This is a genomic window from Affinirhizobium lemnae (genome assembly GCF_022968395.1).
Classification (GTDB): domain Bacteria; phylum Pseudomonadota; class Alphaproteobacteria; order Rhizobiales; family Rhizobiaceae; genus Neorhizobium; species Neorhizobium lemnae.
In genome coordinates, this window is record NZ_JALJQZ010000039.1 from 17,307 (window position 1) to 34,038 (window position 16,732).

Genomic DNA, 16,732 nt, shown 5'->3' on the forward strand with positions numbered 1-16,732 from the left:
ATAGAAGGCCCCGCCTGGTAACCTTTCACGTCAAGGGGAAAATTTGAAACAGCTACCTTTTTCGCATTGTTCCAGTCTCTATCTGGAGGAAAGGGAAGCGAAACGGACAGATCTTAAATTGTCTCCATCACTGACAACCTTCCGGGATGATGCGCTGATTGTGCTGGATAGCCTGGGCGATAAAGCGACCAATCTGCTGAACCCCACAGTCAGGCTGGGTGTCACCGGCCTTTCCCGCGCAGGCAAGACGGTCTTTATTTCATCGCTTGTACACAATCTTCTGCACGGTGGTCGCTTGCCGCTTTTCGAAGCAATCCGATCAGGACGCGTGTCATCGGTCCGCCTTGAACCTCAGCCGGATGATGCAATCCCGCGGTTCCAATACGAGGATCACGTCCAGGCACTTGTTCGCGAACGGATTTGGCCGGACTCGACCCGCGCAATTTCCGAACTGCGGTTGACGATCCAGTATGAGAGCGCAAGCGGCTGGAACCGGATGTTTTCAGCCGGTAAGCTGTCCATCGATATCGTCGATTATCCGGGCGAATGGCTGCTCGATCTGCCGCTTCTGGGTCAGGATTATCGGACATTCTGTGAAAACACGACCAGACTGGCCAGATCCGGGGTGCGCCGCGAACTTTCCGCGGAATGGCTGGATTTGGCCGCGACGCTTGATCCGAACACGCCGGCGGACGAAATGACCGCAAAGCGGCTTGCGGAGCGTTTTGCGGCCTATCTGCGTGCCTGCAAATCAGACGAAAGATCGCTTTCGACACTGCCCCCGGGACGCTTCCTGATGCCCGGCGATCTGGATGGCTCTCCTGCCCTCACCTTTGCCCCGCTGCCCGATCTTGGCGACCAGCGCTTCGAAAAGGGCAGCCTTGGCGCGATGATGGAGCGGCGGTTCGAGGCCTACAAATCGGTCGTTGTTCGACCTTTCTTTCGCGAGCATTTTGCACGGCTTGATCGTCAGATTGTGCTGATAGATGCCTTGCAGGCTCTGAACCGTGGACCGGAAGCCGTACAGGATCTTGAACGAGCCTTGCAGGACGTCCTTGCCTGTTTCCGACCCGGCAGCAATTCCATTCTCTCCAGCCTGATGGGCAGGCGGATCGATAAGGTCCTGATTGCCGCAACCAAAGCCGATCATCTGCATCACGAAAGCCATGACCGGCTGGAAGCGATCACGCGCCGTATCGTTGATCGCGCCATCGAGCGAATAGGAATAGCGGGTGCTGGCATAGAAGTCATTGCAATGGCCTCCGTGAGGGCAACCCGTGAAGCCGTGGTGCGGCAGAACGGACAGGATCTTCCGGTTATCACGGGCACGCCCATGCAAGGCGAGACGATCGGCGGCGATACATTCGATGGAAACCGGAAAACAGCGATATTTCCCGGTGACTTACCGGAAAGATCGGACTCACTTTTTCAGCACTCCGATTCAACATCTCAAGAAAGTCGCCTACCGCATTTGAACATTGTGCGTTTTCGCCCGCCTAACCTGGAGGAAAGCGGCTCAGGCGCAACGCTGTCCATTCCGCACATCCGCCTTGATCGAGCGCTCCAGTTTCTGATCGGAGATCGTCTGGCATGACAACGGACAAACAAACACCACCGCCGTTCTCCCCACGAAGACCGGAAGCATTCTCCCTGGAAACCGAGAAAACCGTTGCAGCGCCGCGCAAGCCGCAAGCATTCGATGAAGGTTTCACAGTCGTCCCGGACGAGCAGGATGTGTTTCTACAAGCGTCTGAACTGGGCGCAGCGGCAGAGCTTGAAGCGCGTCCACGCAAACGTCGCTTTTCTTTTGGAAAGCTGGCAGCGGCGGGGATAAGCGCTTTCCTGTCCATGGCCTTCTGGCTTTGGGCTGATCAGATCGTCAGGGATCTGTTCGCGCGGTCAGATTGGCTGGGCTATACAGCCATCGGGCTCCTTGCTTTGTCAGCACTGGCCTTGGTTGTTGTGGTCGGTCGCGAAGTGCTGGGCCTAATGCGCATCAGTGCGATCCAGCATATCAAGAATGAAGCCGAATCCATTTTTCCAAAGGATTCGCCGCGTCAGGCTAGATCGCTTATCGACCGCCTGGAAACGATTCTTTCCCACCGCCCGGAAACCGCAAAGGGGCGCGCTGCAATCGCTGCAACGAAAGATGACATCATCGACGCGCCACAGCTCATTGAACTGGCGGAAAGAGAGCTTCTCTCACCACTCGATGCCCGGGCCCGGACGATGATTCTCGCGGCCTCCAGGCGAACCTCGGTCGTCACCGCGGTTAGTCCTCGCGCGATTGTGGATCTCGCCTATGTCTTGTTTGAAGTCACGCGGCTCGTTCGCGCAATGGCTGAGCTCTATGGTGGCCGCCCGGGTACGCTGGGCTTGATCCGCATTTTGCGGGATGTCGTGGCACATCTGGCCGTGACCGGCTCCATTGCTGTTGGCGACAGCCTCGCGCAGCAGGTTCTCGGCCATGGCTTGGCGGCAAAGCTTTCCACGCGCCTCGGCGAGGGCGTGATCAACGGGCTCCTGACAGCCCGGATCGGCATAGCGGCGATGGATCTTTGCCGTCCACTGCCGTTCAAGGCCTTGAAAAGACCGGGTATCGGCGACTTCATGTCGGACATCCTGTCGACCACGAAATCACCTTCCTGATCAGTCCAAAGTCGGACAATGTCAAAAAAGAAACCGCTCATTAACCATCCAGACGTATAGTTAGGACAGTTCAGGACGCCGCTCGCCCAAGGAAAGTTAAATGGTCTCGCGCTTCTTTTCGCCCAAAGGCGGGCTTTTTCTTATTGCTGGCATCGCTCTTATAGCCTCGCATTCCTTCGCAAATGCTGGACCTCGCGATAAGGCCTTCTTCCAGACCGCCTCTGGCGTCTGGTCCGGCCCGGGCGAGATCGTTGCAGGCAAATATAAGGGTACGAAATTCACCTGCAACCTGACTGGCGAACCCAACAAGGATGGCGATGCGGGGATCAAGCTGGATGGCACTTGCCGGGTTGGCGTGTTCAAGCAGCCAATGTCCGCCGTCATCAAGCAGGCAGGCGGTTCCTACAAGGGGCAGTTCCTCGACGGTGCTGCTGGCAAGGGCCTTGATATCGTGTCAGGCGCAGTGAATGGCGACAAGATCGTCGTTGGCATCAACCGTGCAAAGCTGAATGGCGCCATGATTGCCCGCATGCAGGATGATAACGCGATGAATATCACGATCTCGGTCAAGGTCGAGGACGAGATGGTTCCTGTCATCGGACTGGCCCTCAAGCGCGATACGGACCAGATGGCCGTCGGCGCCATCGCAGCAAACGAGTAATTATCGGTGGCTTAGCCACCAATTCCCGTCTCGGCTTTCAACCTCGATGCCTGCCTTGTCGGCCTGGTCCAGCCAGGCCGAAACTGTTTTTCCAGAAACGATCTGGTGCGGCAGCAGATCGGCAAGCGGCATCAGAACAAAGGCGCGCTGCGTCATGCGCGGATGCGGGACTTCCAGACCCTCCATATCGATAACGGCATCGCCATAGGTCAGTACATCGATATCGATGGTCCGCGGACCCCACCGCTCGATGCGAACCCGCTTCATGCTTTTCTCGATTGAGAGACACAGCTCCAACAGCGCAGGCGGCTCCAAGCTCGTGCTCAGCACCGCACAGGAGTTGAAAAAATCGGCCTGATCCGTCTTGCCCCATGGTGGTGTTCGATAAAGACGGGAAACACCTGTCAGGGCGCAATCCGGATGCTGGTCGAAAGCATGAAGCGCTTCGGCCATGGCTTTGATCGGATCGCCGAGATTGCCTCCAAGGCCGATGCTTGCCTGCACCATTCGGGAATCAGGGCCGGTGCTCAACGCGCACCTCGACATAATCCAGAATTCCGGGGATCGGCACGCTCGGCTTGCGAACGGTGATGGCCGCGCGGCAAATCATCGGAAATCGCGCGCAGAGTGCCACTGCCACGTCCTGCGCCAAGGCCTCGATCAGAGCGCGCCGCGTTCCTGTTACGACCTCCTCGATCACCGCAAAGGCATGGCCATAATGCATGGTGGCGTCCAGATCGTCCTCGGTCAAAGCAGCGTTCGCCGGCACGTCCAGCTCGGCATCCACGAAAAAGCGCTGTCCAAGAACGGCTTCTTCCGCCATCGCACCATGCCTGGCAAAGAAAGCGCAGTTCTTGAGGGTGATCGTGTAGGTGTTCAATTGTCCGTCTCCGTATCGGCGCCGCGCGCCTGCAGCACGGCATCCGCCATGTGTAGTGCATCGCGATTGACGGCAACATTATGAACCCTGAACAGGCAAGCCCCCGCCAGTCTCAGCATTGCCGTGGTCGCCGCCGTTCCAACGTCGCGCTGATCGGCCTGATCTCGGCCCGTCGTGAACCCGATGAAGCGCTTGCGGGACGTTCCAACAAGAAGCGGCATATCGAGACTGGTCAGCTCTTCGAAGCGCGCCATAAGCGAAAAATCCTCGTCCCGGTCCTTGGCAAAACCGAAACCTGGATCAAGGATGATGCGGTCGCGGTCAATCCCGCCCTTGGCAGCAACTTCCATTTGCCGGGAGAAGAAGAAGCGCTGATCGTCGATGACGTCGGCAAGTTTTTCGGCTTCGCGACCGCGCCCGGTATGCATCATGATGAGACCTGCGCCGGTTTCAGCAACCACTGTCGTCATGGCAGGATCATGGCGTAGACCGTAAACGTCATTCACGATATGAGCACCCGCTTCCAGCGCAAGCATTGCAGTCTCGGCCCGGTACGTATCCACCGAGATCAGGCAATCCGCACTGTTCGCCAGCGCTTCAATAACCGGGAGGATGCGGCGTTGCTCTTCCAGCGGCGTCACCGGCTCTGCACCTGGCCGGGTCGACTCGCCGCCGATGTCCAGAATGACCGCACCCTCTTCAACCGCCTTGAGCGCATGGGCTAGGGCTGCATCCACATTCATGTGGCGACCGCCATCCGAAAAGGAATCGGGCGTCACGTTGATGATCGCCATCAGATGTCCTGTCGGACCCAAAGGCAGTGTCCGGTCTCTTCCCACTGTCCATAGTCTGTTGCCGGGAGATATCACGTTTGCCTCAATAGCCTTGGGTAACGAAAATTTTCGCGCTTGCGCTGTTGCGATGGCGACGGCTATGCCCCAAGCTTCCGCCAACTGCAATCTCAATAAGGCACAGAATGTTGGTCGCCCGCCGCATCAGTAGCGTTTTCGGCGCAATGCTCGTCGTTCTGCTTGTTCCACTGCTCGCTGGCGCAAGTCCGCGCATCACGAAGACCTATTCCTATTTCTCGATCAGCGGCCGAACGGCAGACGATCTGGACAATCAGCTCCAGAAGCATGGCCCACTGACCCGCTCGACGGGTTTCAGGCATCCCGGCGCCACGCAGATCAAGTTTGGCGGTGAAGTGACATATCTCGAAACGGATCGGAACTGCTCGATCGGCGACGTAAACGTCACGCTGAAGACCCATATTACCCTGCCCCACTGGGTCAATCGCAGACAAGCGACAGACACGCTCGGCCTGATCTGGGACACGCTCTCGGCCGATATCAAGCGACATGAGGAAAGGCATGCCGAAATTGCGCGTGGTTATGCGAGAAAACTGGAGAACAGTTTGCAGTCTCTGGGTTCCCGCAGGACATGTAAGGAACTCGAGAGCGAAGTCGGTCGCCTGACCAAGAGCATGATCGAGGATCATGATCGCGATCAGCTCCAGTTCGACATCATCGAGTCGAAGAACTTCGATTCTCGCATGATGCGCCTGCTGAAGAACCGTTCAGCAGCCGCGAATTGAAATTCAGGCATCAAATACGGCTAATTACAACCCTGCCCTACCAGCAACTGTATACAAACGAATCAGCACTGAAGCTTGCGTCAAGCTTGCGTGACATGCCGTGATTGATCGGTGAAAACTTCCAATAGAGTTTGCGTCAGTTAACGGCTACATTAAGTCTCACTGAAAGAGGCGAACACGAGACGTCTTTGGAAGTTATGGTCCCGTTGCCGCATGCGAGGCGGCGCATGCGGCAACGCCCAAATCAGTGGATGCCACACAGATACGCATTTGTCTTTGAGTGATACCGATTTCGCGGCAACAACAAGACCGATTTATGGCGGTTCAGTTCCCTTGTCCGATGACTCTCCGATGATTAAGCGGCAAATTGCCTTCCGGTGCGCGGAGCAGATTTCCGCAGTCAGCATCAACGCTGCGCAGTTCGCTGCACTCTTGTTTTACGTGCCTGACCACCGCAGCATAGAACGTTTCACTGTTTTCCGAGTTCGTGAATGACCCTGTTCTCCCGGCGTATCCGGATACCGAAGGTGATTCCTCCCTCGCCTTATGGTGATACGCCCGCCTTGGCCTCGCCTGCAAAATCAGCGGCGAGGCACTTTTTTGCTAGCCTTCCAATTCAGATACGTTGATCCGTATTTCAGCCCTGGCGCTCAGGAACGGAGACCACGAGACCATCAAGCTCCGGCGTCACCTTGATCTGACAGGAAAGGCGGGAATTAGGCCGGACATCGGCCGCAAAATCCAGCATGTCTTCTTCCATTGGAGCTGGTCCGCCAACGACGGCGGTCCAGGCATCGTCCACATAGACATGACAGGTGGCACAGGCGCAGGCACCGCCGCATTCGGCATCGATGCCCGGAACCGAATTGCGGACAGCGTTTTCCATGACAGTCGAACCTGGCTGCGCGTCCAGTTCAAAGCGAGTCCCGTCAAAGGCAACTATGGTAATTTTTGTCATGGCTGTTTCCCGAATGCAAAAAGAGGCGGCGTTGTCTTCCGACAATTCTCCGCCTCAGTCAACGAGATCTGGCCTTTATCAATCGTGCCTTAATTGACGGCTTTGAGGTTACCGCATTAATTTCAGAATGAAGTTTTCCGCCTCAACGACTGCGGCGCTGATGGAAGCAAGATGCCCTGCATCGAATGGATTGGCTTCCAGCGCCTCGGCATGCTTGACCACTCGAAACGCACCAACGGCGGACGCTGCGCTTTTCAACCGATGAGCGACATCTGCCAGTGCCTTGCCTTCGGCATCCGCCATGTCGTGGAGAGCGGCGCGAGCCTGCCGCGCGAACAGGTTCAGAATTTCGTCTTCTAGCGCCTTGTCGCCCATGGTCTGCACGGCAAGATGCACCAGATCAATTGGACTTCCAGAGCTCATGCGACCGTGCTTTTCCAGCGAAGGAGCTTCGAATGCGATGCTTGCTGATGCCATGTCCCGATACCTCTTTTTGTCTAAGCCCTTGCGATCAGCCTATATCAAGAAGGATCAGGATGGAGTTCGGTTTAATTTCGGCACAGAAGCGACCCTATTTCTTTGCTTATGGTTAATTTACGCTAAGCGCTACCAAATTAACGGGAATCGATCCGTGATCCGGTTTAAAAACTGTTAACAACAACCCGCTGTTGATCCACACTGGGGAGGCTGAATTGTCTAACTCGCGGTAATGTGCCACTACAGTACGCTTACAGCAGGTGTGGACATCACGTTCTCGGCTGTTGAATTATTGGGCCAAGCCTTTCTTAAGTCCTGTTTGCGAGGAAGGTACGGACCAAAGTGAATAAGCGGCTTTTGCACGGTTTGGTGTGCAAAGCCGTTGGCTTGATTGATGGTTTCGCGAGCGGCACAACGGCGTACACCGCAATCGGCCGGACGAGTATGTAACGAGGCGTAACCTGCATGGCTAAGAACCCGCACAGCGAGTCGATGGACGAGACCGCATTCCAGGCACTGGAAGATGCGCTGAAAATCGAGTTCAACGATGAGCCGGAGCCTAAGGCAGCGCCGCGTCGAAAGTCATCATCATCTGCCCAGGAGGCGCCGGTGCCAGAAACACCGCAGCAGCGTTCAACAGCATCGCAGCAGACGACCTCCGGAGGCGGATCGGGCCAGTTTCAGGAGAACCTAAAAGGCGGCTCCGATCCGGTAGCACCAAAATCCCCGGCATTCGCGCCGGCGAATGATAGCGGTCGGCGCACCACGTCTGCCATCATGCGATCGCTGGAGAGCGGCTCCATGCGATCGGCGCTCCGCAACGCGGCCATCATGTCGGTCCTTTGGGCCGTTGGAGGTCTGGGTCTCGCACAACTCCTCTTCGGCAGCGCTCTGTGGGATGTAGGCTCCACAGCGGACGTTGTATCGCGGCCCGGCATTCTGGCTGTGATCGTCGCCATCATTGTGCCGATCATGCTATTCTTTGCTTTCGCGATCATGATGGCGCGCGCACAGGATCTGCGAAACGCCGCACGCTCCATGGCGGAAGTCGCGCTCCGACTGGCCGAACCCGAGACAATTGCGACAGAGCGTATCATGTCGGTCGGTCAAGCCGTGCGGCGTGAAGTCTCTGCCATGAACGAAGGCATCGAGCGGACGATTGCGCGTGCGACCGAGCTTGAGACGCTTGTCCACTCGGAAGTCAGTGCACTCGAGCGTAGCTATGCCGACAACGAGCTTCGCGTACGTGGTCTCGTGCATGAACTGGGCTCAGAGCGCGACGCGATTGTCAATCACGCAGAACGCATCCGCTCGTCCATTGTCGGCGCCCATGATCAGCTGAAGGAAGACCTCTCGCTGGCAACTGAGGAAATCGCCGTTCGCCTTGCGACCTCCGGCGAAGCCTTTGCGTCTATGATCGACACCCGCGCGGCGACTCTCATGGAACGATCCAATGCTGCGGGAGAAGCACTGAGCACGCTTTTGGCGGCCAAGACGGAAAGCCTCGTCAAGGCGCTGGGAGCATCCGGCTCCAGTCTCGCGCAGGAGTTAGACAGCCGCCTCGAAAATCTCAACTCCACCCTCGCCTCTCGTGGCCGCGAAATCCTGCGCGATTTCGAGACTCGGGCATCGACGCTGGACGCGAACACGGAAAAACTTAATGCTGCGCTGGCAGAGCGCACCAGATTGCTGAACGAGACGCTGGTCACCCGTACCCGCGAGATCAGTGAGAGCCTGACCGGCGGCGAGCGCCAGATTACCGGCTCCCTTAATACCGTCCTCAAGTCTCTAAACCAGTCACTTGAGGACAAGGGCGCAAGCTTCCGCCAGAGCCTCCAGACGGCGGCTGATGACGCCATTATGGATCTCGACCTGCGCACCGGTCTCTTTGAAGATCGGCTGCAAGCCTCGATCGGCCAATTGAGCACCACCTTTGATGACGGACTGGAACATTTCACGATAGCGTTTGACAAGCGGTCAGGCACGCTTGCCTCAAAGCTCACCGAAAGTCTCGCTCGCATTAGCGAAACGGTTAACGGCGGATCGGACTCCATCGAAGGCATTCTTTCTACTAGCATCGAGCGTCTGGGTTCAACACTCACCAATCGCTCTCTCTCAATAGCGACGACCCTGAGCGCCAGCCAGGAAGTTCTCGACAGCTCGCTCGCACGAGGAGCCAGCCAGTTGGGTGATGTACTCGACAGCAGGACCCGCAAGCTGACTGCCGAACTTGAGGAACGTAACCGTGTCCTGAATGAAGGGATAGAAACACGCGGTCGCGTCCTGGTCGACGATCTGCAGGCACGCGGTCGCGCGGTGACAGACAGCCTAAGTCAGACGGCAGGCGAACTGTCGGATGGTCTGGAAATCAGGACCGCAATCCTGACGGAAATGCTCGATTCACGCCGTACGGCGCTGGTGGATAGCTTCGATAGCAGGGCCGCTGCTTTGACCTCTGAACTGGAGCACCGTCAGACGACGATTGATAGCGTCCTTGCCCAGAACAGCCAGCGCCTTGAGCAGACATTGAACTCACATCAGAAGGCATTTCTCGGCGGCCTTGAGGAGAGAACGCGCGGTCTGTCGGAGACGCTTGCAAGCCGAAGTGCAGCACTGATCGAAGATCTCGATGATCGAAATCTGCAAATTTCAAGCGCTCTAGCCGCGCAAAGTGCAGTCATTGCGGACAACGTAGCCAATGCGCACGAGCGGATGCAGACTGTTCTGAACGAACGCGGCGAGGCGCTCACATCGGCTATTCAGGAAAGTGAGGCTCGCTTCCAGAGCACGATCACCACTCGCACGACAGCTCTCGAAGCTGCTGTGCTGAATGCACCGGACCGTATGGCCGATGTTCTGGACGAGCGCATCAGCGGAATGTCGCGTGTGCTCAGCGAGGGGCATACGCGCATCGAAACCGATCTTTCTCGCAGCATGAGTGAACTGGGCGAATTGGTAACCGGCGTCAGCGAGCGGATTGCAGACACGTTGGACGACAAGGCCATGGCCCTGACAACCAGCTTGTCCGTTGGCGAGGATCGCCTGACGCAGGCGATCGAGATGCATACCGAATCGGCATCTCGCATTCTGTCCCAGGCACATCAGAAAATCGAAGGCGACCTTGGTCAGCGTGTGAACGAACTCGGCACCCTGGTCGGCAAAGTCGGTGATCGCATCGCGGACTCGATGGGAGAACATGCGCTCGCGCTGACAACGAGCCTTTCTATCAGCGAGGATCGCATCACCAGTGCGATCGACGAACGCAGTGATACGGCTGAACGAAAGCTAGCACAGGCGCAGGAACGGCTGGAAGCCGGTGTCGGTCGTAGGATCGACGAACTGGGTGAAATGGTCGAAGGTGTGACCGGTCGTATTACCGAAACGCTTGACGATAGGGCACTGGCGCTGACGACCAGCCTCGCTCTTGGCGAGGATCGGTTTGCGGAGGCGCTCGAAGATCATACCAACAGTGCAGAAAGCCGCATTTTGTCTGCGCACCAGCGTATCGAAACTGATCTCGGAAGCCGTTTAGACCAGCTTGGACATATTGTAGGCACCGCGTCAGAACGCATTGCAGAAACACTGGATGACCGGACTTTGGCACTATCGACCGGGCTTGCACTTGGCGAAGATCGGCTCGCGCAGGTTCTGGATGAACATGTAGAGACTGCGGAGCGCAGACTTGGAGTGACGCGCGACCGGATCGAGACCGGGCTTGGGCAGCAGGTCATACAGTTGGCCAGCACTGTTTCTGAGGCCAGCGAGCGTATCAGCGATATTCTCGACGATCGTACACTGGCGCTTGGTACAGCCCTTGCACTGGCGGAGGATCGTCTGGGTTCAGCCCTGGATGACCAGTCTGAACGTATGGCACGCACTCTTTCAGATGGTCATCAGAGGTTGAGTTTGGATCTGGAACGCCGTGTCGATCAACTGTCTGGTGTTCTCGGGAGCGCCAACGAACAGATGACATCTGTCCTGGACGACCGGACAATCGCCTTCGCTACCGCGCTTTCGACAGGTGAAGACCGCCTTGGCAAACTTCTCGATAGCGAAAGCGAGCGCGTATCCCGCACGCTCGTCGAAGGCCATCAGCAGATAGCAAATGAGCTCGGCCGCCGGGTCGACGAACTCAGCTCCATCGTCAGTGGCGCGGGAGAACGTATTGGCGAGTCGCTGGACGACCGCGCGTTTTCGCTGAGTACGACGTTTGCGTTAAACGAAGATCGTCTCTCGATGTTGTTTGAAGAAAAAGCGGCCTCGCTGATGTCGACTGCGGAGCAGGCAGACGCGCGTATCGAGCAAAGCTTCTCATCCCGGGCCGAAGCAATTCGTTCAGCCTACGAGGACAACCAGCAGCGGCTCGACGAAACGCTTGCCAACCGCCATGACCAACTTGCCCGCACGCTCTATACCGGCGCGGAAGCAATTGATCGTACAGTAGGAACAGCTGCCGAGCGGATCGATATTGCTCTGGCCTCCAGCACCTCAAGCATCGAACGGAGTCTCGATACCGGTATCTCACGCGTCACCGACGTGATTGGCATTGGCCACACGCAGATCACAACAGTTGTCAATTCTGCCGCAGAAAATTTTGCCAAGGCATTCGATACCGGTCATGATCGATTGAAAAACACGCTGCACAGCAGCGAAAGCGCGCTATCCTCTACATTGGATGATGCGCATACACGCCTCAGCGATATGATGATTGATCAGTCTATGTCGATCGGCGCATCGGTTGCCGCAAGTGTCGGCATGCTCGAAATGTCGTTCGAGAATCAGTCCGATCAGCTTCGCGGCCAGATCGAGGCCGCGGGCGCTAGCCTGGATGAGCGGCTCCGCAATACGGCTGGCACCATCACACACCGTCTCAGTTCTGCGGCGACCGAGATCGAGACTTCGGCTGAGACCTTGTCGTCGCGCGTGCAGCAGACTGTCGGTAGCGTCGAATCGACCCTGGCCCAAACGGGTGACCGCATCGAAACAACATTTGGCGGCATCGAACAACGTATCCGCGGCCAGATCGATGACGTGACGGGAATGGTGGAACTGGCAGGTCAGGACCTCTCCGAGCGCCTGGCGGAACGCACGGGCGAACTGGAGCGTGTCAGTTATGAGAGCGTTAATCGTCTTAGTGAGACAGTTAACAAGGGAATTTCCGATTTCGAGCGTATTACAGGCGATGTCTCCGAACGCCTCGACAGCACTTTTGTGGCAGGCACATCCCGTGTGGACGAGCGCCTTTCGACGATGGACCGCGCCATAGGCATCGGTCTCGAGAATGTCAGCAAGACCATCGAAGGACGTGCAGCGTCGCTGGCAACAAGTCTGCGCGATGCCATCGGAACGGCTGCGCGCGAATTCGATGCGGAAGCGCTGCAGGCATCCGAAGCCTTGAGCAAAGCTGGCGCGCAATTCTCCGAACAACTGGGCTCAAAGAACGAAGAATTCGCGCGCGCTCTGGAAGAGCGTTCGAACGAGATAGCCGGTCGCATTGGTGAAACGCAGAATCGCCTCGCAGGCCAAGCGGCAGCTGTCGCACAGGCGTTCTCCGAAGTCGGTAACTCCATCATGCACAAAGTTGCGGAGGCTGGATCTCTCGTTGAAAAGCAGGTCGTGAGTATCAACGAATCGCTTGATGCAGCCCAGCAGCAGCTCGATCAACGAGGCGAGACAATCCGCGGCAAGCTTAGCCAGACGGTTGCCTCTATCGAGGGTACATTGCAGTCCGTCGATCAGACCATGGTGAGCCGTGGCGCTGAACTGCGTGCCACGCTCAACCACACTGCGGATGACATTAGCACTGCGATCGAGGCCGTGGACAAGGCTCTGGAAGCGCGCGGCGAAGCGATCCGCGCCAACCTTGATAACCGCACCCGTGACTTGAACTCCATGCTGGCATCACGCTCGGCGGAGTTGTCGCGCCTCATCGAAGAGCAGGCTCGCCCGCTTGTAAACCAGTATTCAGAAACCGGACGCTCGGCCGCAGAACGTCTTGCTGTCGCTGCAGAAGAAGGCGCAAACCGAGTCTCAGCTGCCGCGGAGGGCAGCAGTGTGCGGGTAAGGCAGGAAAGTGCCTCGATTGTCGAAGCCATCACAGCGCGCACGAACGAGACCCTGGCTGCAATCAATGAACGTACCCAGATGGCGGCGGGTACCGTACGCAACCTCGAAAGCGGTTTGCTGCGGAACGTCGAAGATCTCGTCAGCCGCCTGGAAGCAAGCAACACAGGCATTTCCTCGCTGATCGATCAGGCTGCTCGCGAGATCGGCGTTACGGTCGATCAGGCCTCGGCACGTCTGACGGCAGCCGACCAGAAACTGGATGCAGCAGCAGCTCGCTTCACCGAGAGCTCCTCCAACGCCGCCGATATGGTAGCAAGCTCCAGCCGTCTGCTCGATAACAATGTCGATCGCCTCATCCATATCTCTGGCCACACACTCAGTCAGGTGGGCAGCATCGTTGGTCGCTTCGACGAATATACACGCGTGCTCGATCAGGCTTCTGCGCTCCTGTCCGCTGCCCAGTCGAACCTGTCCAGTACCCTGACCGAACGTCAGGATGCTTTGCGCGCCCTCTCCTCCGGCCTTGTTCAGCGCTCGGAAGAGATTGAAGCGAACATGCGTAATATTTCCACAATCGTGGAGGGCGCACTGCAGCGTGTCGAAGAACGCTCCGCAGAGGTTGGCGGTACCATCCGCCAAAACCTCCAGTCATCGTTTACGGATATCAGCCGCAATCTCGATGCAGCACAGCGCGAAGCAGCCCAGACGGCGGAAGGTATGCGTAGTGTCCTAATGAGTGCCAGCGAGCAGGCAACCCAAGCGATCGAAGGCACCCTTTCAGAAGCCGAGAAGCGTTCGCGGCTGCTGGCAGATCGTATGCGTGGCGGAATCGCCGGTTCGCTGGCCGATGTGGAGAAGGTACTGGCAGATGCGGCGGAAAAGTCCGATGCGACCGCTGAGCATATGCGTGACAGCCTACGCCGCTCCGTGGAAGATGCAGTGCAGCGCTTTGTCGGTGCGACCGACGAAATCCGCCGCGCCTCGTCGGATATTCGCCGCGAGCTCGACGACACGCGCAGCGAACTGAAGCGCGGCGCGTTCGATCTTCCCGAAGAAGCGAAAGAAAGCGCCGCCGCCATGCGTCGCGCTGTCTCCGAGCAGATCAAGGCGCTGCAGGATATTTCTGCGCTTGTTGGGCGTTCGAGCCAGTCGCTTGAGATCTCGCGACCAACGGCCCCGATTGTCCGTGTGACGACAACGCCCTCCGCCCCGGCGCCTACACCCATGCCCGCCCCACCTCGTGCTCAGGCACCTCGTCCGGAAGCGCAACCTCAGCAACGCATCGAGGCACAGCCACAACCTCAGCCTCAGCCTCAGCCTCAGCCTCAGCCTCAGCCTCAGCCAGAGCGAATGACACAACGTGCGCCGATTGCACCTCAACAGCCGACACCTCGTTATGACGACTTCGGCGGTGGGCTGCGCGGCAGCCTGCCCATGGATCGCTCGACACCGCAGCCGGCCCCAGTTCAGCCGCAGTCTCCTTCAGTTCCTCGCCGCCCGACACCTGCTCCGCAGGCAACGCAGACCGGAGGCTGGATCAGCGACCTCCTGCGTGGTGCATCGCGAGACGATGACGGACATGAGGAACGCCCTATCCAGCGGGCCCAGGCACGCCCGGCAGAATCCTCGGTCCGAAATGGCGATAGCCGCAATCCGCGTCACATGGTGGAGTCGCTGAATTCTCTGTCCGTCGACATCGCTCGCGCCATCGACCACGATGCCTCTGTTGATTTGTGGCGTCGGTATCAGCGTGGCGAACGCGATGTCTTCACCCGTCGGCTCTATACGCTGAAGGGTCAGCAGACATTTGATGAGATCCAGCGGAAATACCAGCGGGAACCGGAGTTCCGTGTCGCGGTGGACCGCTACATTGCCGACTTCGAAAAGCTTCTTTCCGATGTCGCGAGCAACGACCGTGATCGCACCGTAACGCAGAGTTACCTGACCTCTGATACCGGCAAGGTCTATACAATGCTTGCTCACGCGGCTGGACGCTTCAACAGCTGATCGCCAAAGGCCGGACCCATAAATAGACAACAGCCGCCTCTTGAGGCGGCTGTTGTCGCTTCAGGATTATTTTGCGGGCCGAACTCAACCGTTCTGGGCTCCTCTCTGAATAATAGTCCACGTAAAGGTGTTCAGCGGCATCGGGGTAACGGCATGCGATAAAACAAGAATTAAAGCGTCACGAATGAATCTGAAGGTTCGCGACACGTTCCAGAGCCTGTGGGGATTCACAAATGAGCGCGAATGTGATGCACGCTTTGAATGGATCGTTTTGTACTCACAGACGCCCAATGGGCGAAGATAGAACCGCATTGTCTGGGAAAACCTATGGATCCCGGTCGCAGCGGAGGAAACAACCGGCTGTTTATTGAAGCGGTGCTTTGGATTGTGCGTACGGGCAGCCCATGGCGCGACCTGCCCGCTGCGTTTGGCAACTGGAGCACGGCATTCCGCAGGTTTCGCGACTGGCGCGAAGCCGACATTTACAAGCGCATATTCGATGCTCTCTCTGATGAGCCGGACATGGAATACGCCATGGTGGATGCCACCATCGTGAAAGTCCACCGACACGGTCAGGGCGCAAAAGGGGGCCTCAGAGCCGGGCCATCGGTCGCTCAAAAAGTCGGAATGACAACCAAAATCCTGGCAGTGACCGATGCTTTCGGTAATCTGGTACGGTTCGACTTGCTGCCGGGCCATCGCTTCGATACGGTCGGCGTCGCGCCACTCTTTGATGGCATCGAGTTCGGTGCGCTACTCACCGACAAGGCTTTCGATAGCAACAACATTGTGGCCGACCTAAACGAGCGTGGTGCGAAAATCGTCATCTCGCAACATCCGCGTCGATCAGTACCTCTCCAAATCGACATCGAGATTTACAAATGGCGACACCTGATCGAAAACTTATTCTGCAAACTCAAAGAGTTCAAACGCATCGCTATGAGAGCCTGTACAACAGACAAGTGCTTTCAGGCCATGATATATCTCGTAGCGGCCGTCATTAACTCACGATGAATCCCTACAGACCCTAGAGTATCCGTTTTCATCAAGCTGGTTTTGGGGTCCATTTTCTGTTTTTCCGTAGCAGAGCGTTTGCGAGCACGATGAGCTTTCGCATGATGGCGGTTATGGCGAGTTTTGGCGCTTTTCCTGCGGCTTTGATTTGATCGTATTTGGCGCTGAGGTCCGGGTTGAAGCGGCAGGCGACGAGCGCTGGCATGTAGAAGTGCCTGCCGAACGATGGCCCTCCCGCCAGCAATGAACGCGCGTCCGGTCCATCGTCCGGATTGGCGGCTCATGGGGGCAAGACCGCAAAGGACTGCGGCGGCCTTCTCGATGAACACCAGCCACGAAGCATCGACCTTATGGCGATGCTTCAGCCATCGTGTGCGCTTGCGGGCGACGTCGGGCCGGTCCCGCTCACTGGCAACCAGCGTCTTT

11 protein-coding genes and 1 pseudogene are annotated in these 16,732 nt (G+C 57.5%); 6 read left to right on the forward strand and 6 right to left on the reverse strand.

The window, feature by feature from the left end:
- The first annotated feature begins 118 nt into the window (after nt 1-118).
- The 3 genes from MUU53_RS18450 to MUU53_RS18460 all read left to right on the forward strand — a co-directional run bounded on the left by MUU53_RS18450 (nt 119) and on the right by MUU53_RS18460 (nt 3,310).
- Nucleotides 119-1,594: a YcjX family GTP-binding protein gene (locus MUU53_RS18450; protein ID WP_247262195.1), complete on the forward strand. Its 1,476-nt coding sequence runs from the start codon at nt 119-121 to the stop codon at nt 1,592-1,594.
- The gene (locus MUU53_RS18455) at nt 1,591-2,649 is read left to right on the forward strand and encodes a YcjF family protein (protein ID WP_247262196.1); all 1,059 of its coding nucleotides are present in this window, start codon (nt 1,591-1,593) and stop codon (nt 2,647-2,649) included. Before MUU53_RS18450 ends, MUU53_RS18455 begins: the two co-directional genes overlap by 4 nt.
- Nucleotides 2,650-2,749: 100 nt before the next feature.
- Nucleotides 2,750-3,310 (forward strand): hypothetical protein, encoded by a 561-nt coding sequence (locus MUU53_RS18460; protein ID WP_247262197.1) that lies wholly within the window; start codon nt 2,750-2,752, stop codon nt 3,308-3,310.
- Here the strand turns inward: MUU53_RS18460 and folK are convergent, their stop codons facing one another.
- From folK to folP, 3 genes are read right to left on the reverse strand one after another with little or no spacing between them, the layout of a single operon-like run.
- Complete coding sequence (folK, locus tag MUU53_RS18465) at nt 3,311-3,817, reverse strand: 2-amino-4-hydroxy-6-hydroxymethyldihydropteridine diphosphokinase (protein ID WP_247262198.1); 507 nt, start codon at nt 3,815-3,817, stop codon at nt 3,311-3,313.
- A gap of 7 nt (nt 3,818-3,824) precedes the next feature.
- Nucleotides 3,825-4,190: a dihydroneopterin aldolase gene (gene folB / locus MUU53_RS18470; protein WP_247262199.1), complete on the reverse strand. Its 366-nt coding sequence runs from the start codon at nt 4,188-4,190 to the stop codon at nt 3,825-3,827.
- A complete protein-coding gene (gene folP / locus MUU53_RS18475; protein WP_377307226.1) occupies nt 4,187-4,984 on the reverse strand; it encodes a dihydropteroate synthase in 798 nt (265 codons plus the stop codon). The genes folB and folP overlap by 4 nt, the downstream gene beginning before the upstream one ends.
- 182 nt (nt 4,985-5,166) lie before the next feature.
- Between folP and MUU53_RS18480 the strand changes: the two genes are divergently transcribed.
- Nucleotides 5,167-5,784, forward strand: a complete 618-nt coding sequence (locus tag MUU53_RS18480; RefSeq protein ID WP_377307227.1) for a DUF922 domain-containing Zn-dependent protease — start codon at nt 5,167-5,169, stop codon at nt 5,782-5,784.
- 637 nt (nt 5,785-6,421) lie between these two features.
- On the opposite strand, the gene MUU53_RS18485 is transcribed toward MUU53_RS18480, so the two are convergent.
- Nucleotides 6,422-6,742, reverse strand: coding sequence for a 2Fe-2S iron-sulfur cluster-binding protein (locus tag MUU53_RS18485; protein WP_247262200.1), 321 nt, complete (start codon nt 6,740-6,742; stop codon nt 6,422-6,424).
- A gap of 108 nt (nt 6,743-6,850) precedes the next feature.
- The gene (locus tag MUU53_RS18490) at nt 6,851-7,219 is read right to left on the reverse strand and encodes an Hpt domain-containing protein (protein WP_377307228.1); all 369 of its coding nucleotides are present in this window, start codon (nt 7,217-7,219) and stop codon (nt 6,851-6,853) included.
- A 465-nt stretch (nt 7,220-7,684) separates the two neighbouring features.
- On the opposite strand from MUU53_RS18490, the gene MUU53_RS18495 reads away from it, so the two are divergent.
- Together MUU53_RS18495 and MUU53_RS18500 are read left to right on the forward strand one after the other, a co-directional pair.
- Nucleotides 7,685-15,292, forward strand: a complete 7,608-nt coding sequence (locus tag MUU53_RS18495; protein WP_247262201.1) for an apolipoprotein A-IV repeat region-like domain-containing protein — start codon at nt 7,685-7,687, stop codon at nt 15,290-15,292.
- A gap of 261 nt (nt 15,293-15,553) precedes the next feature.
- Nucleotides 15,554-16,306, forward strand: coding sequence for an IS5 family transposase (locus MUU53_RS18500; RefSeq protein WP_247262202.1), 753 nt, complete (start codon nt 15,554-15,556; stop codon nt 16,304-16,306).
- A gap of 31 nt (nt 16,307-16,337) precedes the next feature.
- Here the strand turns inward: MUU53_RS18500 and MUU53_RS18505 are convergent.
- A pseudogene (locus MUU53_RS18505) lies at nt 16,338-16,620 on the reverse strand (transposase); the annotation flags it as partial.
- Nucleotides 16,621-16,732 lie beyond the last annotated feature (112 nt).

Bases quoted from the DNA above. Each gene is read 5' to 3' on its own strand.
- MUU53_RS18455 (WP_247262196.1), top strand. From the start codon at position 1,591: ATGACAACGGACAAACAAACACCACCGCCGTTCTCCCCACGAAGACCG.
- MUU53_RS18460 (WP_247262197.1), top strand. From the start codon at position 2,750: ATGGTCTCGCGCTTCTTTTCGCCCAAAGGCGGGCTTTTTCTTATTGCT.
- folK (WP_247262198.1), bottom strand. From the start codon at position 3,817: ATGGTGCAGGCAAGCATCGGCCTTGGAGGCAATCTCGGCGATCCGATC.
- folP (WP_377307226.1), bottom strand. From the start codon at position 4,984: ATGGCGATCATCAACGTGACGCCCGATTCCTTTTCGGATGGCGGTCGC.
- MUU53_RS18480 (WP_377307227.1), top strand. From the start codon at position 5,167: ATGTTGGTCGCCCGCCGCATCAGTAGCGTTTTCGGCGCAATGCTCGTC.
- MUU53_RS18485 (WP_247262200.1), bottom strand. From the start codon at position 6,742: ATGACAAAAATTACCATAGTTGCCTTTGACGGGACTCGCTTTGAACTG.
- MUU53_RS18490 (WP_377307228.1), bottom strand. From the start codon at position 7,219: ATGGCATCAGCAAGCATCGCATTCGAAGCTCCTTCGCTGGAAAAGCAC.
- MUU53_RS18495 (WP_247262201.1), top strand. From the start codon at position 7,685: ATGGCTAAGAACCCGCACAGCGAGTCGATGGACGAGACCGCATTCCAG.
- MUU53_RS18500 (WP_247262202.1), top strand. From the start codon at position 15,554: ATGGATCGTTTTGTACTCACAGACGCCCAATGGGCGAAGATAGAACCG.